Raw genomic sequence first — 21,144 nt, forward strand, 5'->3', positions numbered from 1 at the left:
TTGTGCCCTCGACCCCCTGACAAAAAGGCCCTTCGGCTAAAAGATGGGGGACATCCCTGATCCTGCCCTGACCCGCAGCCGCCCGGTCCACGGAGCCGCCCGCCGCTAAACTGTGGCAGCCGCTTTTGCAGCCTGGACGAACGCCCGGACCTTGGCCAGGTCCTTCACGCCGCGGGTCGCTTCAACGCCGGAGGAAACATCCACGCCCCAGGCATGCGCGGCGGCTGCTGCCTGGCCGACGTTCGCCGCTTCAAGGCCGCCGGCGAGCAGCCAGTTCCGTCCCTGAAGCACGGGCAGGGATGCCACGGAGGAGTAATCCCAGGACTCACCGGAGCCCGGCACGGCGGCATCGATCAGGAGCAGGTCCTCACCCCAGTCTTCGAACTCGTCCTGGCCGGCACCCATGGTGATGGCCCTGACCAGCTTCATGCCGGCGTCGTGCACTGTTGCCACGTCTGCGCGTAACCGGTCACCATGCAACTGGATCCACTCAAGGCCCGCGGCCCGGGCAATGGCGATGGCATCGGCGACGGGCTCGTCGCGGAAGACTCCGATCGGGGTGACGCCGTCCGGAACCCCCGCCAGCAGGGAGGCCACCTGCGACGGCGAGACGACCCGGGGGCTGGCGGTGAGGACGAACCCCACGGCGTCTGCGCCGGCGTCCACTGCTTCGCGGACAGATTCGGGCGTGCTGAGACCACACACTTTGACGAACATTCCCGGGCTCCTTCAGGCTGTTTTCGTGTTGACCCCCCGGAGGAGATTAGCAGGGACCGGACACAACTGCGACGAGCGGCCATGGCGGGGAACTAGGCTGGGCTGATGCAGATCATCCGCTTCGCTGACCTTAAGGCCGAACCATGGCGCAACGGCGGCGGGGTGACCAGGGAAATTGCCCGCCAGGCTTCAGCCGACGGCGGCTGGGACTGGCGGTTGAGCATCGCGGACGTCACCAAGGCAGGCGAATTTTCGCCTTTTCCGGGCATGGAGCGCGTCCTGACCGTCATAGAGGGCGAGCTGCTGCTCCTCACCGTGGACGGCGCGGAGCAGCCCCTGGAGAAGTACCGTCCGTTCCGGTTCGACGGCGGCGCCGCCACCGGGGCCAAACTGCCCACGGGCGACATCCGCGACCTCAACGTCATCACCCGGACCGGGGCGTTCAAGGGCTTTACCTCCATTATTGAGCTGTCCAAAAAGCGCGCCCACCCCGTGTTCGAGGGGCAGCTCGGGGTGCTGTTGCAGGGACAGGCGAAGGTCAGCGACAGCGCTGGGGAACCGCTGGACCTGGGCCGTTACGACGCAGTAGTGGGCTCAGGCAGCGATTCCCCGGAAATCCTCGGCCGCGGCTTCCTGGCCGTGGTGTCCATCGACCCGAACGGCCCCACGGGCTGACTGCCGCCGCCAGGTGGTGGGCTTGGGCACCAACGGTGGAACCCGCCGTCGTGCCTTGCTACCTTGGAATTCAAGGCTCCGCACCGGGGCCTCCGGACGACGGTTCAGTACCCGGCACGCGACAAGACTGGCCAAAGGAACTGTCATGTCGTGGATAATCCTCATTATTTCCGGGGCGCTGGAGGCAGTCTGGGCCGCCGCCCTGCACCGTGCTTCCCAGGCTTCCGGACGCCGGCGGGTTGCCCCCGCTGCCCTGTTCCTGGTGGCCGTGGCCGCCAGCACCGGCGGGCTTGCGGTGGCCATGCAGTCCATCCCCACCGGTACGGCCTACGCCGTGTGGGTGGGCGTGGGCGTGGTCCTCACCTCCGCCTACGCGATGGCCAGCAGGGTTGAACGTCCGACGGCGGCGCGCCTGCTGCTGCTGTCCGGCATCGCCGCGTGCGTGGTCGGCCTCAAGGTGGTGGCGTGATGGTGAAGCGCGGCCTTCCATGGCTGGTGCTGCTGGCCTCGGCCGTCCTGGAGGCGGTCTGGGCCACCGCGCTCGGCCTGTCCGACGGCTTCACCCGGCCCGTGCCCACCATCGTCTTCGCCGTCACCGCCACGCTCAGCATGGTGGGACTCGGCATGGCCATCCGGAGCATCCCGCTGGGCACCGCCTACGCCGTATGGGTGGGCATCGGCGCCGCGTTGACGGTGGGCTGGGCGATGGCCACCGGCGTCGAACCCTTCAGCGTGGTGAAGCTGCTGTTCATTGCGGGGATCGTGGGCTGCGCCGCGGGCCTGAAGGTGTTGCCGGCCCAAAAAAATGCGCCGCGGGTGCGCAGCGGTGACTAGGCTTTTGCCATGCACTCCCCCGAGATCGCCATGGCCGTGGATACGCTGCGGCGCCGGCTGCTGCCCGGAACGCGCACCATCCTGGGCATCGCCGGGGCGCCGGGATCCGGCAAGTCCACCTTTGCCGCCTGGCTGCAGGAGCAGTTCAGCCCCGGAACCTCGGTAGTGGTGCCGATGGACGGCTTCCACCTGGGCAACGCGATCATCGAGGGGACCCCGCTCCGTCAGCGCAAGGGAGCCATTGATACGTTCGACGCCGGCGGCTACCTTTCGCTGCTGCGGCGTCTGGCGCAGCGGGACGAGGCAGTGGTGTACGCACCGGAGTTCCGGCGCACCCTGGACGAGCCGGTGGCCGCCTCCATCGCCGTCCCGGCCGAGGTCCCACTGGTGATTACGGAGGGCAACTACCTGCTGGCGGACCAGGAGCCGTGGAAGGAGGTGCGGGCGCAGCTGGACGAGGTGTGGTTCCTCGAAACCCCGCCCGCGCTCCGGCTGCAGCGGCTGGTGGACCGGCACATCTCGTTCGGCATGGAACGGGACGCAGCGGTCGCCTGGGCCAATGGACCCGATGAAGCCAATGCCCGGCTGATCCAGGCCACGCGCCCGGCGGCGGACCGCGTCCTACCTTGGCTGTAATTTTCAAAAGCAGGAAACGAACAGGAGAACCATGGCAAACGCACCCACTGAACCCGGCACCCCTGAAGCCGCGGGAACTGTCCAGCTCGGCGACGGACTGACCGTCAGCCGCCTGGGCTTCGGCGGCATGGCCCTCACGCCGGTCTACGGCGAGGTGGACCCTGCCGAGGCACTGCAGACCCTGCACCACGCCGTCGACGCCGGGGTCAGCTTCCTCGACACCGCGGACATCTACGGCGGCGGCAGCAATGAGGAACTCATTTCACAGCTGCTCAAGGACCGGCGGGACGAAGTCCAGCTGGCCACCAAGTTCGCGCTGGTGGGAACGCCCACGGACGGCTACACGGATATCCGCGGCGACGCCGGGTATGTGCGCGAGGCCGTGGACCGGAGCCTGCAGCGGCTGGGCACCGAGGTGATCGACCTCTATTACATGCACCGCCGCGATGTCCGCGTCCCCATCGAGGAGACCGTGGGGGCCATGGCCGAGCTGGTCAAGCAGGGAAAGGTCAAGCACCTGGGCCTGTCCGAAGTGACGGCACAGGAACTGCGGGATGCGTCGGCGGTCCACCCGATCGCGGCGGTCCAAAGCGAATGGTCCATCTGGAGCCGGGACGTGGAACGCAACGTGGTTCCGGCCGCCGCCGGCCTGGGCGTCGGCTTCGTCCCGTACTCCCCGCTGGGCCGCGGCTTCCTCACCGGAACCGTGGACACGTCAAGCCTGGGCGCCAAGGATTTCCGGCGCAACATCCCCCGTTTCGCTCCGGACGCCGCAGGCGCCAACCAGGCCGTGGTGGACGCCGTCCGGTCCGTGGCCGACCAGCTCAACGCCACGCCGGCGCAGGTGGCCCTGGCCTGGCTGCTGGCACAGGGCAAGCGGCTCGGCCTGCCGGTCGTTCCCATCCCCGGCACCCGCAAGGCCGCCCGGATTGACGAAAACCTCGGCGCACTTGCCCTGGAGCTCACCCCGGCGCACCTGCAGGCGCTGGACGCAGCGTCTGATGCCGTCGTCGGCTCCCGTTCCGCGGACCCCACGTGGGTGTCCGAGGGGCGGGAATAGGGCGCGTTTGCCGAAGCCATCACACCGTATTTTGACCAATACCCCTAGGAGCCCCATGACTGCCATCGTCCATTTTGAAGTCCAGATCGATCCCGCCCGCCGGGAGGACGCCGCCAAGTTCCTCTCCGAGACCTTGGCCGCCACCCGGGCGTGGCCCGGCAACCAGGGGATCGAGGCTCTCGTTGACGACGCGGACCCGTGCCACATCCTGGTGGTGGAAACGTGGGCCACCACGCAGGACCACGACGACTACGCCGCCTGGCGGAACACGCCGGAAGGCAAGAGCGCGCTGCACGAGATCCTGGCCGGCCCGCCGTCCAAGCAGGTCTACTCCACCACCATGCCGCTTGACCTGCAGCCGTCCGCGGGCTGACGATCATGGACTCACTTCGATATGACCTGCCGGCCCTGACCATCCGCAGCATCTCCGTCAGCGGGATGGACAACAACGTGTACCTGCTGACCGCCAAGGAAAGCGGCGCGCAGGTGCTGATTGATGCCGCTGACGACCTCCCGGCCATCCGCCAACTGCTGGCGGACGGGGCTGCGGACACCTCTGCAGCCCCGCGGCTTGCCCTGGTGGCCACCACCCACCAGCATTGGGACCACGTGCGGGCCCTGAAGGAACTGGTGGAAGCCACGGGGGCGCGGACGGCAGCAGGGGCGGACGACGCCGATGCGCTGCCGGTCCCGGTGGACGTTCGGCTCAGCCACGGCGACGTGGGCAACTTCGATGGCTTCGACATAACGGCCGTGCACCTGCGCGGCCATACGCCCGGCTCCATCGCCTTCGTGTACCAGGACCCGGACGGCCCGGCCCACATCTTCTCGGGTGACTCGCTGTTCCCGGGCGGCGTGGGCAACACGGACAAGGACCCTGAACGGTTCAACCAGCTCCTGTCCGACGTCGCAGAGCGGCTGTTCGGCGCCTACCCGGACACCGCCGTCGTCCATCCCGGGCACGGCAAGCCCACCACGCTGGGTGCCGAGCGGCCGCACCTCGACGAGTGGCGCGCCCGCGGCTGGTAGATCCCTTAAACGGCTGAGCGGGCCCACCTAAAAGGCGGGCCCGCTCAAGAGGCACTTCTAGCGGCCGCGGCGCTCGTTCGACGCCGGTGCGGACGCGCGGCGGGGGCCGCTGCGGGCGGGACGGCCCGAGCCGCCGTTGCCTGAACTGCCGCTGCCGGAACCGTAGGAGCCTCCCGAGGTTCCGCCGGTGTTGGAGGACCAGACTGCCTTGCTTCCGCCGGTTGCGCCGGAGCGCTGGCCGGAGGTACCCGCTGCGGCGCGCTGGCCGGTTGCGGGGCGCCCGCTGCGCTGGCCACCGCCCGAGGCAGGACGTCCGCCGGTGGCGGGGCGTCCGGTGCCGCCGCGGGGAGCGTCGCTGCGGGTGATCCGGGAATCGGTGCGGCCCTCGGCTGCACGTCCGTTCGATCCGCGGCCGGCCGATGAGCGGCCACCTGCTGCGGGAACGTCGTTGCGGTGCGTGGAAGCCGTGCCGCGGCCGCGGGCGTTGCGGCGGGCAGCGGCTGCTGCCACTGCGCGGTCCTCGTTCTGCTCGGCATTGCGGTCGAATGCTGCACGGGCTTCCGTGCGGCCTTCGAAGGCGACAGCCCGGCGCTCGGCGCGGGTGGCGTCGCTGCGGGCGGATTCGGCCGAAACCTTGCCGCGTCCACTACGTCCGCCACGCCCACCGGTGGTGGGAGCAGCCTGGCGGCGTGCACGCTTGCGCTCCGCGTTGGCTCCGGTGGAGGTGCCGCCGCCCTGCTTGGGGGCTTTGGCTGCCAGGAGCGCGGCACGGGTGCGGGGGTCAACCTTCTCCGCAATGTCGCCAACCAGTTCAGCCACGATGGGTGAGCTGGCCGTGACGCGCTCGAAGCTGACGTCCACGCCGGCGGCCTTCATGAGCTTCTTCACGTCGGCCTGCTGTTCGGGCAGGGTCAGCGTGACCACGGTGCCGTCGGAACCGGCACGCGCGGTGCGGCCTGAACGGTGCAGGTACGCCTTGTGCTCGGTGGGCGGGTCCACGTGGATGACCAGTTCGACGTCGTCGACGTGCACACCGCGGGCGGCGACGTCTGTTGCCACCAGGACGCGGACGTCGCCGTTGGAGAACTCGGCCAGGTTGCGGTCACGCGCATTCTGGGAGAGGTTGCCGTGCAGGTCCACGGCGGGGATCCCGGCGTCGGTCAGGGTCTTGGCCAGCTTGCGGGCGTGGTGCTTTGTCCGCATGAACAGGACGCGGCGGCCGGCGCCGGAGGCGAGCTCCACGATCAGTTGCTTCTTGACGGTCTGGTCGTTGACCACCAGCACGTGGTGCTCCATGGTGGTTACCGCTGCCTGCGGATCGTCCACGGAGTGGGTGAGCGGGTTGGACAGGTAGCGCTGGACGATCTTGTCCACGCCGTTGTCCAGGGTGGCGGAGAAGAGCAGGCGCTGGCCCTCGCTGGGGGTCATGTCCATGAGCTTCTTGACCACCGGCAGGAAGCCGAGGTCGGCCATGTGGTCGGCCTCGTCCAGGACGGTGATCTCCACCGCTTCAAGGGTGAGGATGCGCTGGCGGATCAGGTCCTCCAGGCGGCCGGGGCAGGCGATGACGATGTCGACGCCGGCGCGCAGCGCCTTTTCCTGACGGGCCTGGGAGATGCCGCCGTAGATCACGGTGGTGTTCAGGCCGGCGGCCTTGGCCAGCGGCTCGATGGTGGCGTTGATCTGGGTTGCCAGTTCACGGGTGGGTGCCAGGACCAGGCCCATGGGGCGGCCGGGCTTGCGGAAGTGCTTGGCTTCCCGCTCAGCGAGTCTTGCTACAAGCGGGATAGCGAAAGCAATGGTTTTACCGGATCCGGTCCGGCCCCTGCCCAGGACGTCACGGCCGGACAGCGTGTCCGGAAGGGTCTTCACCTGGATGGGGAACGGTTCAACGATTCCCTGGGCGGTAAGGGTGTCTGCAAGGGCCTTGGGAGTACCGAGGGCAGCAAAAGTAGTCATGTAGTTTTTTACGGTCTTTCTGGCGGTATCCAGGCGGATATCGGCCCCCGATGCCGGTTGGACCAGGGGTTTCGCCGAAGAAAAGTCAGGTGATCAACCGGGCGCTGTAAATCAGGACAGCCGGCCGGGACCAAATGGAACGCGTTCATCGACGCAGGATGTGCCTCTCACATGAAGAAAGCCCACTCCCTGGAAAGGAACCTCCAGATCCGGAGCAGGCGGCATCACTGCACATCAAGTTCCTCCAGTCTAGCATCCCTGCGCCCGGAACCCATCGTCGGCGTTGCCTTCGGGGGCACGGCCGGGCAATGTTGAGGCATGAGCGAGCACCAGGAAACGCAGCAGCACGAAGGGCACGCGCACGACGACGGCGGGTCGCCGGACGGGGGCGGCGGCGGCATTGACACGGCTTCCGCCTGGGACGAGAGGTACCGCAGCAAAGCAAGGCTGTGGAGCGGGAAGCCGAACCCGCAGCTGGTCCGGGAGGCCGGTGGCCTGCGGCCCGGGAAGGCGCTGGAACTGGGATGCGGCGAAGGCGCCGACGCTATCTGGCTGGCGCAGCAAGGCTGGTCCGTGACCGCCGTCGACGTCTCCGCCGTTGCCCTGGAACGGGCCCGCTCCCATGAGCTGGCCGAACTGGCGCGGGAAAGCGTGCACGCCTCGAACGGCACTATGGAAAGCCGGATTACCTGGCAGCTGGCGGACCTGACGCAGTGGCAGCCGGGAGATGCCTACGACCTGGTGACGTCGCAGTTCCTGCATTCCCAGGAGCTGGACTGGCGGATCCCGCTGCGCACCGCGGCCTCGGCCGTCAAACCGGGTGGAACGCTGCTGGTGGTTGGGCACCACCCGGACCGGCTGCCGCCGTGGGGTCCGGGGCACCACCATGAAGGCATGTTCTACACAGGGGACCAGCTGGTGCAGGAACTGGGACTGGATCAGCCCGGATGGCAGGTGGAGGTCCTCACCAGCCGGGAGCGCCCAGTGACCGGGCCGGAAGGGCAGGAGGCCACCATCGCCGACGTCATCGTGCGCGCCACCCGCCTTCCCTAGCCGCCGGCGCGCCCCCGGTGGTGACGCGCGGCGCCACCAGGACCGCGGCGACCCCGATGGCGGCAGTGAAGGCGAAGACCCCCGCGAAGGACTGGACCGGCGTCGTGAATGCCGCGAAGACAATCCCCGTGGTGGCCAGCGACAGCGCGCCGCCCAGGGAGTCCGAGATGGACATGGCGGAGCTGTTGAAGCCCTCGTTCTCCTTGGTGGACAGCGCCAGGGTCATCACGCTCAGGCGCGGGTAGAGCAGGCCCATGCCGCCCCCTGCCAGCACCCAGCCCGCGATGGCGGTGGCGGGCGGCCAATGCAAGGCAGTGGTGGCCAGGGCCAGGGTTATCGCGGCCAGGACCATGAGCGATCCGGCCTGGACGGCGCGGCGGTGCGGCAGCCGTGTGCCCATACGGCCCTGTACGGCGGCGGCCCCCGCCCAAGCGAGCGCGCCGCCGGTGAGGGTCAGCCCGGCCAGTGTGGGCGGGAACGAATACTGGTCGATCAGGAGATATGGAAGGTAGACCTCGGCGCCGAAGAACGAGGCAGACGCAAGCCCACGCGCCAGGATCACGCTGGGCAGGCCGCGGCGGGCGGCGAGGGTACCGGAGGGCACCAGCGGACGCACGGCCACCAGGGCAACAACGACGGCGGCGAGCGCCAGGAGTGCCGTGGCTCCCGGGAAGGCGGGGATGCTGGCGTCCGCGGAAAGATTCAGCCCCAGCACCGCAAGCGCGGCCAGTGCCGCCCAACCCAGCCGGCCCAGGGCCCACGGCGCTGCGGCTTCTTCGGGTTGGCCCGGCCCGGCCGGCCGGCCCTCCGCGTCGGGCCCGTCCAGCCCGCGCAGCACCGGCACGATCATCGCCAGCGCCGGAATGACCAGGCCAACCACGCCCAGGAACACCCAGTGCCAGCTGAAGACCTGCGCCACCACCCCTGCCGCGAAGGGTCCCACCAGGGACGGGACCACCCAGGCCGCCGAGAAGGCAGCGAAGATCCTCGCGTGCAGCTGGCCTGGGAAGAACCGCGCCACGAGCACGTAGAGCGCGACGGTAAGGGCGCCGCCGCCAAGACCCTGCACCAGGCGGCCGGCGACGAGCATGGGCATGGTAAACGAGGTGCCCGCGATGAACAGGCCCAGCACGAACAGCGCTACGGAGGCGTACAGCGGCGCGGCGGGCCCGCGGCGGTCTGACCAGTTTCCGGCCCCCACCATGCCGATCACGCCCGTGGCCATGGGCCCCGCAAAGGCCAGCGCGTAAAGGCTTCCACCGTTCAACTCCCGGCTGACCAGCGGCATGATGGTGGTCACGGCAAGCGATTCGAAGGCGGCCAGGAACACCAGGGCGCAGGTTCCCACGGTCACCCAAAGGTATGGGGGCCGGAAGATCCCGGCGGCGTCGCGGGTTCCCGGGAGCGTGGAGTCCTGCACAGCGGTTCCTAACCAAGTTGTGATCGCGCACCCGAGGTGGCCCGGCTGCCCTTCCTCACATGGCTGCCCCGGACTCCCAACCCTAATGACTCAGCCAGCCTCGTAGGAAGCATGCAACAGCCATAAATGTCCTTTCCTCCTGGGCCAGCCGCGGCCTCACCATGGTCGGTGACGTATGGCCCTGCGAAGACCTCGAACGGTAACCACATTTCTGGCCATGTGCCGCCACTCATTGAAGCTCGCCGGAGGGTTCTTCATAGGCTTTTCGGCAGGCATCCGCATGGCTTTACGGCTCCGGTGAGTGGTTCGGAGCAAGGCAGCGGCAGCAAGCAGTCCGGCCATGGATAGTGAGGACTGTACGAATGCGGAGCCGTACCCCAAACTCTCCAACACCGCCGGTAAGGCGATCAGGTATGCCATCAGAGCACCAAGAGTCGCTGCAAACCACAGGATGGACAGCAGCTGCACCCTTCGCTCTGCAAGCAGGATGAGGTCTCCGGTATGGGAAGCGGCACACTCGCGCAACTGGTTTTCGAAGTATCCGGTTGCTTGTTGGCTTTCGCTGAGCTTGAGCCGGCTCACCTTCAAGGCGGCATCCCGCTCCTGGAGCTGGGCTTCGTAGCGGCGGCGCTTGGCCTCGAATAGAGCAGCGGAACTCTGAATGTTCGCTGCTGGCGGTTTCTCGCGTGCCATTGAGCGCCGGACCACCTCCCGCCTGATGGCCTCTCCGGCTGCTGTTGGCGTCGTAAAGGAAAAGTCAGCTGCCCGGTCAGCCATAAGAACGTCGGTTGTATGCCCAACAGCCGTTGCAATCGGAACTGGACAGTTGCGGACAGCAAGGGCAACCGATGGATCGTTGAAGACGTGCAAATCGCTCCAATGACCACCGCCGCGGACGAGTACCGCGAGGTCGAAAGCGTCTGCTTCGCAATTGGCGAGTATGGATGCAAGGTCCGTGGGCGCCGAATCACGACTCCATGTCACTGATTGATACTGGACATCGAGGTCACCGCTTTGCTGTGCGCGGTCCACACTTTCCTTGAAATCTGCCAGACCTTGGCTTTTTTCCGATCCGATTACCAGTACACGGCGCAATGTCGCAGGAAGAAGCTTCATCGCACCACCAATCGGGGCGTGTATTCGGTCTCGATCCAGCCTGCACAAAGGAACACCGGCGTGTGCAAGCTGTTGCATCGTCCTCTGGTCACGAACGTAGATAGGGCCGGTGCGGCTGAAACGCAGGGATATTTTTGTGACGTCGAGGATTAGCTTCTTCCGACGGTCCAAGGTTGGGGTCGCCTCTAGTTCCAGCAAATTGCCCGTCTGGAGGGCCTGCGTGATGGATGTCCCCCTGCCCTGCAGGTATCTGCTGATCGTTGCCGCGTTCCGGGCCTCAATGCGGGCAGGAAGGACGTGAACCTTACCGTTTTGGATATCTGCCAGTTCAAAGTACCAATCGGTGCCGGTCCTCTTTGGCTCCCTGCATTCACCGGAGATCGATGTGGGAGATGTTCCGAGCGAATTTTTGACTCCGCTCAAGACCTCCTCGATGCAGCTTAGGTCCCTCCCGAAAGCACGCGTCTTTTGCTGGCCGGCAGGCCTCATTGTTTCCAATTCCGTCTCCCCAATACCCGTTGGCTTCTGCGTTCAGCACCAACGTAGGCGGAAGCCCGGACATTCTCCTGTCACATCCCAAAGTGCGGGAACGCTCCTACTCCACGAACCGGTTCCGGCCGGACCGGTAGCCAAAGACCGCCGCGAGCAGGCCCACCACCATAAACAGGATCCCGGCGGGAACGAAGGATCCCGTTGCCTGGTGGAGCTGGCCCACCATGAGGGTGCCCGTGGAGCCCACTCCGTAGCCCACGCCCTGCATCATGCCGGAGAGGTGGGCTGCGGTGTGCCCGTCGCGGGTGCGGAGCATGATCAGGGTCAGGGCCGCGGCGGTGAGGCTTCCCTGCCCCAGTCCGAGCAGGCCGGCCCACACCCAGATGAGGTTGAGGGGGCCGAGGATGCTCAGTACGAATCCCCCGCCGGTCATCAACGCTACAACCGTGTTGATGGCGCGCTGGTCCCGGAACCTCGCGGCCAGGGCGGGGGCGAACAGGGATCCCAGCATTTGCAGCACGATGCACACGGCAACGATCAGCCCTGCGGTGGCCCCGTCCACGCCCCGTTCCCGGAGGATGGGCGCCAGCCAGGCGAAGCCGCTGAAGGACATCATGGCCTGCAGCACCATGAAGATGGTGACCTGCCAGGCGACCGGTGAGCGCCACACATTGACGCCGTCCTTGACGGCCTGGTGCCGGACACTTCCCTGCCGCACGGCAACGGGAAGGAACAACAGGAGGACGACGGCGGCGGGCAGCGCCCAGACCCACAGCGCCTTGGTCCACTCCCCCGTCACCGTGTAGACCGGGTAGGTGAAGCCGGCCCCGAGGGCGGCTGATGCGCAGATCGCGGTGGTGTAGAGGCCGCCCATGAGCCCCAGCCGGTGCGGGAAGTCGCGCTTCACCAGTCCGGGGAGGAGCACGTTGCACAGGGCGATTGCCGCTCCGCAGGCCGCCGTTCCAACGAGGAGGGCCGGCAGGTGGCCCGAACCGGCGGCGGCTGCACCGGTGTCCACCGGCCGCAGCAGCAGTCCAGCGGTCAGCAGTGCCATGGCGCCCAGCAGCACACGCTCCGCGCCGAACCGCCGGGCCAGGACCGGGGCGACCGGCGCGAAGACGCCCAGCAGTGTCACGGGAACCGTGGTCAGCACCACCACGGACCAACCGGGCAGCCCGGCTTGCGATGTCACTTCCGGCAGGACGGCGGAGAGGCTGGAAAAGACGCTGCGCAGGTTCAGGCCGATCAGGACCAGGCACACACCCAGGTAGGCCAGGGCGCGCCGGCTGCCCACGCGGGTGGGTTCCGCAGCCGGCAGCTCATCAATTTCTGCATCCACCAGGGTGCTGAGGTCCACCAGGCTGCTGCCCGTCCTGGTCCGGCCATGGGCTTCCCCGGAATCAGCCCTTCGCTGCTGCATCCCCGGTTCGGCATTCGTTGCGTCGGTCATCCGCCCATTCTTGCAGGCGGGCACCAGCGCGGAGTTTTCCACATACGGACGCGCGCACCTTCCGGCGCTCCAGGCAGATTCGTAGGTTGTTACCAGCCGCGGCCACGCACCTGGCCGCACCTTACAACGGGAGCACCATGGAAACGACACCGCAGCCGGAATCACGCCCCGCCCCGCCCGAGAGCCGGGCGCTGAAGGGTGGACCACTGGAGGGCACAAAGTTGGAGAGCACAGTGCCGGAGAACGCACCGGCGGACGGGACGGGGCCGCCTCCCGTCCATGGCGGCCCTGGCCAGCCGCCGGGAGCACCCGGCCATAAAGCGACGAACAGCCTGGTCCTGGCGATCCTTGCCCCGGTCAGCATGCTCCTGACCGGACCGTTCGCCGGGCTGGCCATGCTCCTGACGTATTCGGACAACGGCTACTCGCGCACTCCCTGGGCAGCTCCCTTCGTGCTGTTCAGCCTGCCTCTCCTCTTTGCCTTCCTCGGTCTCCGGCTTTCACTCCCAGCGCTGAAACAGTTGCCGCGGGGATCTGGAAGCCGGTCCGCGGCGGCAGTTGCCCTCTGCATCTGCGGTGTGGTCTTCGCCCTGGCACTCGGTCCCGCCCTCGACCTCATAGGCGTGTTCTGAGCATCGGAGTGCTCCGGGCCCAGGTGTCTTCACGGCGCTCCGATCGTCCGCCGTCCCCGCGGCGCTATTCTGGAAGGGATGAGCGAATCCCCTGAAAACCCCCAGCAGCCGCATGTCCCGCGGCCTGTCACGCCCGGCACCCAGGCCTCCTTCGGCACGTACGGCGGCCGCCCCGTCAGTTTTGTGCGCCGCGGCACCAGGCTGCAGGGCCGCCGGCAGGCTGCCTGGGCCGAGCACGCCGAGCGGTGGGCAGTCGACGTGCCACGGCATGTAGCCAACACCTCGGTCCACCCCGATTACACCTTTGACGCCGCCGCGGAATTCGGCCGTGAAGCGCCGCTCATCGTCGAGATCGGATCCGGACTCGGCGACGCCATCTGCCATGCGGCGGAACAGAACCCGGACACCAACTTCCTGGCCGTGGAGGTCTACACGCCGGGGCTGGCCAACACGATCATCAAGATCAACAGCAGGGGCTTGAACAACGTCCGCGTGGTGGAAGCGAACGCACCCGAGGTCCTGGCCACCATGCTGCCCGAAGGCTCGGTCAGCGAACTCTGGGTCTTCTTCCCGGACCCCTGGCACAAGTCGCGGCACCACAAGCGCCGCCTCATCCAGCCCGAGTTCGCCGGGCTTGCGGCACGGGCGCTGAAGCCCGGAGGCCTGTTCCGGATCGCCACCGACTGGTCAAACTACGCCGTCCATGTCCGGGACGTCATGGCGGGTTCAGGGGACTTCGAAAACCTGCACACCGGCGAGCGCCGCGGCCCCGAAAGCCCCCTGACGCAGGTGTGGCAGTCCGGCGTCGAATCGGTGGTGGGCGGGGCGCCGGTGCGTGAGGGACGCGCCCCGGTCAGCACGGAACACACCGGACCCAACGAGGGCGTGGACGAAACAGGCGGCTGGGCTCCCCGCTTCGAGGGCAGGATCCGGACCAGCTTCGAGGCAAAGGCCCACGAGGCCGGGCGGCTGATCTTCGATCTCTGCTACCGGCGCCGCTGAGCGGCAGACCGGGAAACGCTCCTAGCCCACGTTGATGGCGGCCACGATCTCCTTGAGCATGTCCAGGCGCGGTTCCGCCTCCGGGTTCATATAGGGCCAGACGACCACGACACCGATGAACCGGCCGCTTTCCCACACGCCCACGGTGGCTGCCACCTTGGCCGGCCCGCCGTCGTCGTCATATCCCACCACCACGGCGTAAGCGGCCTTGCCGGGCAGGTTCAGCTCGCCCTCCGCCAGGAGGGTGCCGCCGCGGTCTTCAAGGTAGAAGTCCGCCATCAGGTGCGCCCAGCCGTTGGCCTGCGGCGCATCCTGCACGGAGGTGTCATCCTTGATCAGGGTGACCAGGACGCCGCCGAGCAGGCCGTACTGTTCGCTGTTGGACCCGGCCGTGGAATCCTCCAGGACCTGGGTATGCTCGGGAAAATCTGCGGTGAAGCCCAGCGGGGATTCGATGTGCACTGACATTGGTTTCAGAGCCTCTCGAGCTTGGTGTCGTTGGGGACTTTATAGTACGTGGACACATTGGTGGTGGCCTGGTTCTCGGTCTTGACGTCCACTTCACCCACCTTGACGTCGAACCCGGCCTCGTTGGTGGCCGTGACCACGGAGTTCACCTGCACGGTGGCGGAGCCGGCCTCGTAGAGCCGGGCGGCATCGCGGGCGGCACCGGCATCGTTGCCCAGGGCCACGTTGCGCAGGTAGCTGTCGATGACCGGGCGGTTCTCCGGGGAGTAATCGACATCGATCTTGACGCTGCCCTGGGTACCGGCCGTCACGGTTGAATCGAACTTCGCAGCCTCGGTCTTCACACCGGACGTGACGCCCTGGGCCACGGTCCCGTCCATGGAGACGGACACGGAATCGATGTTGTTGTCCTTGTCCATGTTGACCTGCAGGCCGCCCTTGCCGGAGGCCTCGAAGACCCGGCCGTCCAGCTTGAGCTGGCCCTGGGCGGAGACCTCCCCGCTGGCTGTGGACGTACCGTCCGTCAGGTTCCGCTCATACGCAAGATCGAGCTTCGCCCCGCCGGACGCCGTTCCGGACTCGCCGCTGGCGTCGAGCGAGAACGTGCCCTTGGCCTTGTCCGTCTGTCCGGTGGACCCGTTGTCCTTCGCCGCGTCATTGATGGTGTCCAGGATGTATCCGGGCGGGTTGCCGGCCACATCCTTGATTTCACCGATGCTGTCCGGCGGGAGGTCGCGGTACATCTGCTCGCGGGCAGCCATGGCTTCCTCCACGCTGCCGAACGTGTACTCGCGGGAGACCTCTCCGGTGAGCGTCGCACCCGCCGTGCCGCTGGCGTCGTTAACGCCCAGGCCCATGTTTCCGTACACCTTCATGGTGGCGGAGCCGTCGGCGTTCTCCACCACTTCGGTCCCCACCTCGGCGCCGCCGTGGACCCAGGCAACCCGGGCTTCGATGGAGGCCTTGCCCGTTTCCGTGTAGACCGGGATGTCAGCTTTGGCCAGTTCCTGCAGGTGCTGTTTTGCCAGCTCCTGCGCGGACGCCGGAATGCCGCCGTCCATGCGCATGAGGTCCTCGGCGAACGGGCCGTCGCTGCCCTCGCCCTGGATCAGGTACGCCCGGTCGGCATCGGACAGGCCGGCCCACCACTTCGCCTGCTCTTCCGGGCTGGCGTTGAGCATCCGGTCCAGACCCGTTTCGAGCTCCCGCCGGTGTTCGGCAGCCGCCCTGGCCTCTTCGGCCCTTTCCTTGAACCACTCCTTCGCCTGCGCGGCCATTGAGGTGAGCCGGTCCCAGGTGCTGCCGCCGGAACCCCCGGTGCCGGCCGTGGACGCTTTTTCCTGCTCGTCGGCATGCTTCATCAGGATTTTTGAGTTTTCCCGCAGGCTTGCCACCACTTTGTCCAGGCTGGGACGGTGGCTGGCACTCCACTCCTGGCGGAAGCGTTCACCGTCCCGGCCCTTCCACGGCGCGGACTGGATCTGGCTGTGCAGGGACCCTGCGCGGCTGCTCAACAGTGATGCTGCCTGGTCCGCGGCCTTGGCCAGCGCCCGCAACTGGCTGATGTCTGCTCCGTAAAAAGTCATGGTTTCCCCCGGGAAAGAGTGCGGTACGTGTCAATCGCTGGTCCTTATGGTTGCACAGGTGCCGGAACCGGGCGATGGGGATCCCTCCCCATCGCCCGGACTGTGCCCGCCCGACTGTTCGGTGCCCCGGCGGCGTGGGACGATTGGCCTTGTAAGAAGGGCACGCACACCGGCGCGCTACCGCGCCTGTCCAAAGGAAAGACGATCAAAGAAGAACTGAAGCAGGTCGTTGACAAGGCTGAGGACGTCACCAATTCGCGGGTCCTTGAGTTCCTGGCCCGGTCAGGGTTCGCGGCCAGCGGCATCCTGCACCTGCTGGTGGGTGCCATCGCCATCCGCCTGGCCATGGGCGGCACCGGACACGCCGATTTCAGCGGTGCCGTGGCCGAGCTTGCCACCATGCCTGTGGGTCCGTTCCTGCTGTGGGGAAGCTTTGCCGCCTGCGCAGCCTTGTCACTGTGGCAGGCCGGTGACGCGATTTTCGACTTCAACCACCAGGCCACCAAGAAAAAGGTCAAGAACAAAGCCAAGGCCGCGCTGCAGGCAATCGTGTATGCGGTGCTGGCGTTAACACTGTGGCATTTCGCCACGGGGACGGGTACCGGCGATGACAACCGCAAGGCCACCAGCGACTTCACCGTTTCCATGATGTCTGCCCCCGGCGGCGTGGCACTGCTGGTCGTGATCGGCCTGGCAGTCGCTGTTACGGGGGTTGCCTACGGCATGCGGGGGCCCAAGCGAAGCTTCGAGAAGCAGCTGCGGATGCCTGCCGCCGGCGCGGCCCGGACCGCCGTGCTGTCCCTGGGCATTGCCGGCTACCTGGCCAAGGGTCTGGTACTGCTGCTGACGGGGCTGCTCATCGTCATCGCCACCATCAAGGAGCACCCGGAGGACTCCACCGGCCTGGACGGCGGCCTGCGTGCACTCCGCGACCAGCCCATGGGCCCCTATCTCTTGGCCGCGGTGGGAGCCGGGCTGGTCTGCTACGGCGCGTACATGATCATGCGAGCCCGGCTGGCGAAAATGACCAAGTAACACCCCGCGCCGTGGTTAGGTTGGGGCATGCCCCAAGTACGCGCTGAGCGTTTTATCCGTATCGATCCGGAGACTGCGTTCGCCCTCTCCCAGACCACGGGAGACTTCCGGCTCAAGTGGGACCCCTTTATTTCCGCCCAGGGCTTCCTTGACGGAGCACGTGCGGCGGGAAAGGGCGTCCGCACCCGGACCAGATCCCGGCTGGGCCTGGTGATGGTGAGCCAGTACGTCTCCTACGCACCGCCTCGGAACGTCGGCATGACCATGGTGGCCGGCCCGTGGTTCTTCACGAACTTTGGCGGAGGCTGGCGGTTCACGGCGGACGACGGCGGCACCCGGGCCGTCTGGAAGTACACCTTTTCATGCCGTCCGGCTTTGCTCCGGCCCCTTATGGAAGGGATTGGCAGCTGGCTGCTGGGCTACGAGATCGAACGCCGGATCGAGGCCTTCGCCCGCGCCTGCGAGGACCCCGCCCTGGTGGCGGAATTCCGGGCCCTGGGACATGCCGGTGAAGCCGCCGACCAGGCCGGCAACCCGCACCCCTAGGGAACGGTGATGACCGCCACGGCCCGCTGGGCGCCGTCGCGCAGTTCGACGCTCGAGATGCTGCCCAGCTGGATGGGCGTCGCCCCGGTGACCTTGACCTTTCCGCTGGGGGTAGCGGTCCAGGCGCAGGCCCGGTCCTCCGTGCCCGCCCGGTCCCGCACCCACAGCGAAAGGGTCCCTTCCGCCGGCAGGCTGCTGCCGCTGACTGCAAGTTCGGTCCCCCAGGTCTTCCGGGCCATGTCGATGTTCACCTGGAGCCCTCCGCCGGACGCCACGGAATAAGTGGCATCCGGCTGCGGCGGCCTGACAAGCAGGGGCCCCACGGCCAGGCCCACAGCCAGGCACGCGGCGGCAACAGCCCCCGCTATAGCCACCCACCGCCGTCGTATGGTCCGACGCCGGCGCGCCAGTTCGTTGAACAGGCGCGCCGGGGCGTTGGCATCAGTTCCCTCGCTGCCGCCGGGCACGGCGCTGCTGCCCGGAACGCCGCTGAGCGCCACGGCGTCAGGAACGGGAAGGGAATCCAGGAGCATGGGCACTTTTTCCAGTACGGCCAGTTCCTTGCGGCAGGCGGCGCAGTCCTGGAGATGCGCCTCGAACAGGGTGAGGTCGGCGGCGTCAAGGCCGCCCAGGACGTAGGCGCCCAGCAGGTGGTGCGGGTTGGTGTTCACCGGTCCACCCCCATCTCGTCCAGGATGGTGCGCAGGGCCCGCAGGGCGTAATAGGCGCGGGACTTGACGGTGCCGCTGGGGATGTTGAGCTGGACCGCCGCCTCGTTGACGGTAAACCGGCGGTAATGCAGGGCCACCAGGACGTCCCGGTGTTCCTTGCTCAGCCGCAGCAGCGCTTCCTCCATCAGGACCCGGTTGAGCAGCTCGTCAACGCGGCCCATCACCTCGGCGGGGTCGGTAAGGCTGCTTTCCAGCGCCTCGTGCGGGCGGCGCTGGCTCCGGCGGTAGTTGTCGATCATGATGTTCCTGGCTGTGCGGTACAAGTAACTGCGGAAGCTGCCGTTGATGTCCGGGGCATGCTGCCAGACGCGGAGCACTGTTTCCTGGACCACGTCCTCCGCGAGCTGCGGATCCCGGGTGGCGCTGAGCACGAACCGGCGCAGGGCGCTGCCATGTTCACGGTAGATGGCCTCCACCACGTTGTCGTCGAGCGGCATCCCGCTCCTCCCGTCACTGTCCTGGACACATCACTGCCCGCGGGGAACGCCACGGCATCTGCACTCCCGGCTGTTACCACGACAGGGAGCAGGAATCGGTTCAATCGGACAGCGCCACAGCGTACCTGTGAACCATTCTTTACCCGGAGGCGTCGTAGGGGTTAGCGCCCCATGATCCAGAGCCGGGCGCGGCCGAAGAGGCACCAGCCACGAAAGCACACAGCCAAGGAGCACACCATGAAACAGCATCTCGGGGCAGGACTTGCCATCCTGGCCCTGGCGGCAGCCCTCGCCGGTTGCGGCAGCAACGCCGGCACCACCCCGTCGGCCACGGCCCCGGCCACCACTGGCGCGTCATCTTCCGGTGCCGCATCCACCGCACCGTCATCGGGCTCTGCGCAGTCATCGAAGGCGAGTGCCGCCGTCGAGCTTAAAACAGGCTCCTCTCCGGAAGGCAGCATCGTGGTGGACGCGAAGGGCATGAGCCTCTACTTCTTCACCAAGGACACCAAGGACTCCGGCAGCAGCGCCTGCACCGGCTCCTGCCTGGTCCAGTGGCCGCCGCTGACCACCACGTCGGGAGCCCCCACCGCAGAGGGAGTGACCGGGAAGCTGGGCACCATCACCACGCCTGACGGCAAGAAACAGGTGACCTTGAACGGCATGCCCCTCTACTACTTCGCAAAGGACACTAAGCCGGGCGACGTCCTGGGCCAGGGCGTGGGCGGAGTCTGGTACCTGTCCGACCCGTCGGGAGCCATGGTCAAGGCAGCGCCGGCCCAGGGTTACTAGGCAAAACTGCCTGCCAGGAACTGCCAGGCGCCTGTCCTACTTCAGGGAAACGTCCGGGGTCTTGTCCGGGAGCGGGATCTCAGTGGGCAACGGAACGGGCAGCTTGGGGCCCTGTTCCAGGCCCTTCCTGACGTCCCCTGACACGTCGGTGGGCAGGGCAGGCTCCGCGGGAACCTGGGCAGGCTTCTGCGTAGCCGTCCCGTGAGTGGGGGTGTTTCCCTGCCGCGCCGGAACGCCCGACGGCGCCGCGGCGGCAGGGGCAGAGGCGGGCGCGGGTGCCGGTGGGACGGCATCCGCGCTGCTGGTTGCCGACGGCCGGGGTCCTGCCGGAACGGGCACCGGAGCCTGTTTGGTGTCGTTGCCGGCAGGTGCCGCCGCGGAACCAGTCACGAACGAGGTGACGGCCTGGTTCAGCTGGGAGATGGAGTCGCGGAAGCCTTGGTCGGAGGCCGCAGCCACTGCACCTCCGGCAGCGAGCGAGGCAGCCACCGAGAGCGTGGTGAGGGTGATGCGGCGCTTGGCCCTGCGGCGGGCCGCGAGTTCATCAGCCGGTTTCACTGGCCTGAATTGAGCTGCGCTGGGTTGGGCTGTGCCGGGTTGAGCTGCCCCGCCCTCAGCGGTGGCCCCGGTGGTGGGAAGCATGGTGGTGGCGGCCGGCACACCAACGGGAAGCACGGTGGTGGCGGCAGTTGGCGTGCCTGCCATCAGCGCTGCGATTTCGGCGGAGGGTGCCGGGGCCTCTGCCGCCAGGGCACGCAGGTTGAGCAGGGCGTCACGGAGCTGGCCGTCGCCGTCCACGCCTGCCTCCAGCAGAAGCTGGTCAACAGCCCCCTGGTTGCGGGATCCTGCGGTGTCACTCATGATGTGCCTGGTTTCTCTTGAGCGTTTGTGCCTTGAGGTTTTGCAGGGCCCGGCGCTGGAGCTGCTTGATGGCTCCGGCGCTCTTGCCCATGATGGCGGCCACCTGGTCGATGGACAGGTCCGCCACGACGCGAAGGGCCAGGACCTCCTGGTGTTCTTCGCTGAGCCCGTCCAGCATGGCTTCGGCTCCGGCCGTCAGTTCCACGGCGTGGTCCTCCGCGGACGGCGTGGTCCGGCCGTCGTGCTGGGGGTCGTACGGTGTCAGCTGCGGCCTGCGCTCCACCCGCCGGTAGTGGTCCACCATGCGCGCGTGGGCAATTGAGAAGATCAGCGATTTTGCGCCCTGCAGGCCGCCCGTGAGCGTGCCGATCCTGGAGTAGAAAGCCAGGAAGACGTCCTGGGTAACGGCCTCGGGGTCATCGAGTCCGCGCGCTTTGAGGTACCCGTGGACCGGGCCCGCGAAGGTTCGATAGGCAGCAGCGAACAACACGGCCGGATCAGTTCCGGCTGCGTTGTCGAATATGTCGATCTCTTCTTGGGCCAAAGTGTCCAGCACCAGCGGCTCCTCCATCCCGGGGCCCGGGCTCGCGCCTGGTCCCGGTTTCCGGTTCGG

24 protein-coding genes and 1 riboswitch are annotated in these 21,144 nt (G+C 67.5%); of the genes, 13 read left to right on the top strand and 11 right to left on the bottom strand.

Going from position 1 to position 21,144, the window contains the following annotated elements; translation table 11 throughout:
- Positions 1–105: 105 nt before the first annotated feature.
- On the bottom strand, positions 106–717 hold the full coding sequence (locus tag MRBLMD1_RS17470; RefSeq protein WP_364401916.1) for a phosphoribosylanthranilate isomerase: 612 nt from the start codon (positions 715–717) through the stop codon (positions 106–108).
- Between the two features lie 105 nt (positions 718–822).
- Between MRBLMD1_RS17470 and MRBLMD1_RS17475 the strand changes: the two genes are divergently transcribed.
- From MRBLMD1_RS17475 to MRBLMD1_RS17505, 7 genes are all read left to right on the top strand, one after another.
- Complete coding sequence (locus MRBLMD1_RS17475; RefSeq protein ID WP_364401918.1) at positions 823–1,392, top strand: HutD family protein; 570 nt, start codon at positions 823–825, stop codon at positions 1,390–1,392.
- Positions 1,393–1,462: 70 nt separating this feature from the next.
- A riboswitch (guanidine-III (ykkC-III) riboswitch) is annotated at positions 1,463–1,528 on the top strand.
- A 9-nt stretch (positions 1,529–1,537) separates the two neighbouring features.
- On the top strand, positions 1,538–1,861 hold the full coding sequence (locus MRBLMD1_RS17480; protein ID WP_307491734.1) for a DMT family transporter: 324 nt from the start codon (positions 1,538–1,540) through the stop codon (positions 1,859–1,861).
- Positions 1,861–2,226, top strand: coding sequence for a DMT family transporter (locus MRBLMD1_RS17485; RefSeq protein ID WP_364402347.1), 366 nt, complete (start codon positions 1,861–1,863; stop codon positions 2,224–2,226). Before MRBLMD1_RS17480 ends, MRBLMD1_RS17485 begins: the two co-directional genes overlap by 1 nt.
- 9 nt (positions 2,227–2,235) lie before the next feature.
- A complete protein-coding gene (locus tag MRBLMD1_RS17490) occupies positions 2,236–2,862 on the top strand; it encodes a nucleoside/nucleotide kinase family protein (RefSeq protein WP_159629803.1) in 627 nt (208 codons plus the stop codon).
- A gap of 31 nt (positions 2,863–2,893) precedes the next feature.
- A complete protein-coding gene (locus tag MRBLMD1_RS17495) occupies positions 2,894–3,922 on the top strand; it encodes an aldo/keto reductase (protein ID WP_159629801.1) in 1,029 nt (342 codons plus the stop codon).
- Between the two features lie 55 nt (positions 3,923–3,977).
- Positions 3,978–4,295, top strand: coding sequence for a putative quinol monooxygenase (locus tag MRBLMD1_RS17500; RefSeq protein ID WP_159629799.1), 318 nt, complete (start codon positions 3,978–3,980; stop codon positions 4,293–4,295).
- A 5-nt stretch (positions 4,296–4,300) separates the two neighbouring features.
- Entirely contained in the window at positions 4,301–4,951 is a 651-nt protein-coding gene (locus tag MRBLMD1_RS17505; RefSeq protein ID WP_159629797.1) for an MBL fold metallo-hydrolase, read from the top strand.
- 57 nt (positions 4,952–5,008) lie between these two features.
- Here MRBLMD1_RS17505 and MRBLMD1_RS17510 read toward each other — a convergent pair whose 3' ends face one another.
- Positions 5,009–6,910: a DEAD/DEAH box helicase gene (locus MRBLMD1_RS17510; protein ID WP_159629795.1), complete on the bottom strand. Its 1,902-nt coding sequence runs from the start codon at positions 6,908–6,910 to the stop codon at positions 5,009–5,011.
- A 318-nt stretch (positions 6,911–7,228) separates the two neighbouring features.
- Between MRBLMD1_RS17510 and MRBLMD1_RS17515 the strand changes: the two genes are divergently transcribed.
- Complete coding sequence (locus tag MRBLMD1_RS17515) at positions 7,229–7,963, top strand: SAM-dependent methyltransferase (protein WP_159629793.1); 735 nt, start codon at positions 7,229–7,231, stop codon at positions 7,961–7,963.
- On the opposite strand, the gene MRBLMD1_RS17520 is transcribed toward MRBLMD1_RS17515, so the two are convergent.
- The 3 genes from MRBLMD1_RS17520 to MRBLMD1_RS17530 all read right to left on the bottom strand — a co-directional run bounded on the left by MRBLMD1_RS17520 (position 7,935) and on the right by MRBLMD1_RS17530 (position 12,441).
- Entirely contained in the window at positions 7,935–9,383 is a 1,449-nt protein-coding gene (locus MRBLMD1_RS17520) for an MFS transporter (protein WP_364401925.1), read from the bottom strand. The two genes, MRBLMD1_RS17515 and MRBLMD1_RS17520, sit on opposite strands and share 29 nt — an antisense overlap.
- A 156-nt stretch (positions 9,384–9,539) precedes the next feature.
- Positions 9,540–10,922 (bottom strand): exodeoxyribonuclease VII large subunit, encoded by a 1,383-nt coding sequence (locus MRBLMD1_RS17525; protein ID WP_364401928.1) that lies wholly within the window; start codon positions 10,920–10,922, stop codon positions 9,540–9,542.
- Positions 10,923–11,094: 172 nt separating this feature from the next.
- Positions 11,095–12,441, bottom strand: a complete 1,347-nt coding sequence (locus MRBLMD1_RS17530; RefSeq protein ID WP_364401931.1) for an MFS transporter — start codon at positions 12,439–12,441, stop codon at positions 11,095–11,097.
- A 233-nt stretch (positions 12,442–12,674) separates the two neighbouring features.
- Between MRBLMD1_RS17530 and MRBLMD1_RS17535 the strand changes: the two genes are divergently transcribed.
- Both MRBLMD1_RS17535 and trmB read left to right on the top strand, forming a co-directional pair.
- The gene (locus MRBLMD1_RS17535) at positions 12,675–13,073 is read left to right on the top strand and encodes a hypothetical protein (protein ID WP_364401934.1); all 399 of its coding nucleotides are present in this window, start codon (positions 12,675–12,677) and stop codon (positions 13,071–13,073) included.
- Between the two features lie 78 nt (positions 13,074–13,151).
- The gene (gene trmB / locus MRBLMD1_RS17540) at positions 13,152–14,075 is read left to right on the top strand and encodes a tRNA (guanosine(46)-N7)-methyltransferase TrmB (RefSeq protein ID WP_224023319.1); all 924 of its coding nucleotides are present in this window, start codon (positions 13,152–13,154) and stop codon (positions 14,073–14,075) included.
- Between the two features lie 21 nt (positions 14,076–14,096).
- Here the strand turns inward: trmB and MRBLMD1_RS17545 are convergent, their stop codons facing one another.
- Positions 14,097–14,543: a hypothetical protein gene (locus MRBLMD1_RS17545; protein ID WP_364401938.1), complete on the bottom strand. Its 447-nt coding sequence runs from the start codon at positions 14,541–14,543 to the stop codon at positions 14,097–14,099.
- Positions 14,544–14,548: 5 nt separating this feature from the next.
- On the bottom strand, positions 14,549–16,129 hold the full coding sequence (locus tag MRBLMD1_RS17550) for a hypothetical protein (RefSeq protein ID WP_307491759.1): 1,581 nt from the start codon (positions 16,127–16,129) through the stop codon (positions 14,549–14,551).
- 216 nt (positions 16,130–16,345) lie between these two features.
- On the opposite strand from MRBLMD1_RS17550, the gene MRBLMD1_RS17555 reads away from it, so the two are divergent.
- Complete coding sequence (locus MRBLMD1_RS17555; protein WP_159635027.1) at positions 16,346–17,164, top strand: DUF1206 domain-containing protein; 819 nt, start codon at positions 16,346–16,348, stop codon at positions 17,162–17,164.
- Positions 17,165–17,191: 27 nt separating this feature from the next.
- The gene (locus MRBLMD1_RS17560; protein WP_364401941.1) at positions 17,192–17,710 is read left to right on the top strand and encodes an SRPBCC family protein; all 519 of its coding nucleotides are present in this window, start codon (positions 17,192–17,194) and stop codon (positions 17,708–17,710) included.
- On the opposite strand, the gene MRBLMD1_RS17565 is transcribed toward MRBLMD1_RS17560, so the two are convergent.
- Both MRBLMD1_RS17565 and MRBLMD1_RS17570 read right to left on the bottom strand, forming a co-directional pair.
- Positions 17,707–18,381 (bottom strand): anti-sigma factor family protein, encoded by a 675-nt coding sequence (locus MRBLMD1_RS17565; RefSeq protein ID WP_224023327.1) that lies wholly within the window; start codon positions 18,379–18,381, stop codon positions 17,707–17,709. The two genes, MRBLMD1_RS17560 and MRBLMD1_RS17565, sit on opposite strands and share 4 nt — an antisense overlap.
- Complete coding sequence (locus MRBLMD1_RS17570) at positions 18,378–18,878, bottom strand: sigma-70 family RNA polymerase sigma factor (protein ID WP_364401944.1); 501 nt, start codon at positions 18,876–18,878, stop codon at positions 18,378–18,380. Before MRBLMD1_RS17570 ends, MRBLMD1_RS17565 begins: the two co-directional genes overlap by 4 nt.
- A gap of 237 nt (positions 18,879–19,115) precedes the next feature.
- On the opposite strand from MRBLMD1_RS17570, the gene MRBLMD1_RS17575 reads away from it, so the two are divergent.
- A complete protein-coding gene (locus tag MRBLMD1_RS17575; RefSeq protein WP_364401947.1) occupies positions 19,116–19,670 on the top strand; it encodes a hypothetical protein in 555 nt (184 codons plus the stop codon).
- Between the two features lie 36 nt (positions 19,671–19,706).
- On the opposite strand, the gene MRBLMD1_RS17580 is transcribed toward MRBLMD1_RS17575, so the two are convergent.
- Both MRBLMD1_RS17580 and MRBLMD1_RS17585 read right to left on the bottom strand, forming a co-directional pair.
- Positions 19,707–20,531, bottom strand: coding sequence for a hypothetical protein (locus MRBLMD1_RS17580; RefSeq protein WP_364401950.1), 825 nt, complete (start codon positions 20,529–20,531; stop codon positions 19,707–19,709).
- Positions 20,524–21,102: an RNA polymerase sigma factor gene (locus tag MRBLMD1_RS17585; protein WP_159630300.1), complete on the bottom strand. Its 579-nt coding sequence runs from the start codon at positions 21,100–21,102 to the stop codon at positions 20,524–20,526. The genes MRBLMD1_RS17580 and MRBLMD1_RS17585 overlap by 8 nt, the downstream gene beginning before the upstream one ends.
- Positions 21,103–21,144 lie beyond the last annotated feature (42 nt).

The organism is Pseudarthrobacter sp. LMD1-1-1.1, from assembly GCF_040676255.1.
Classification (GTDB): Bacteria; Actinomycetota; Actinomycetes; order Actinomycetales; family Micrococcaceae; genus Arthrobacter.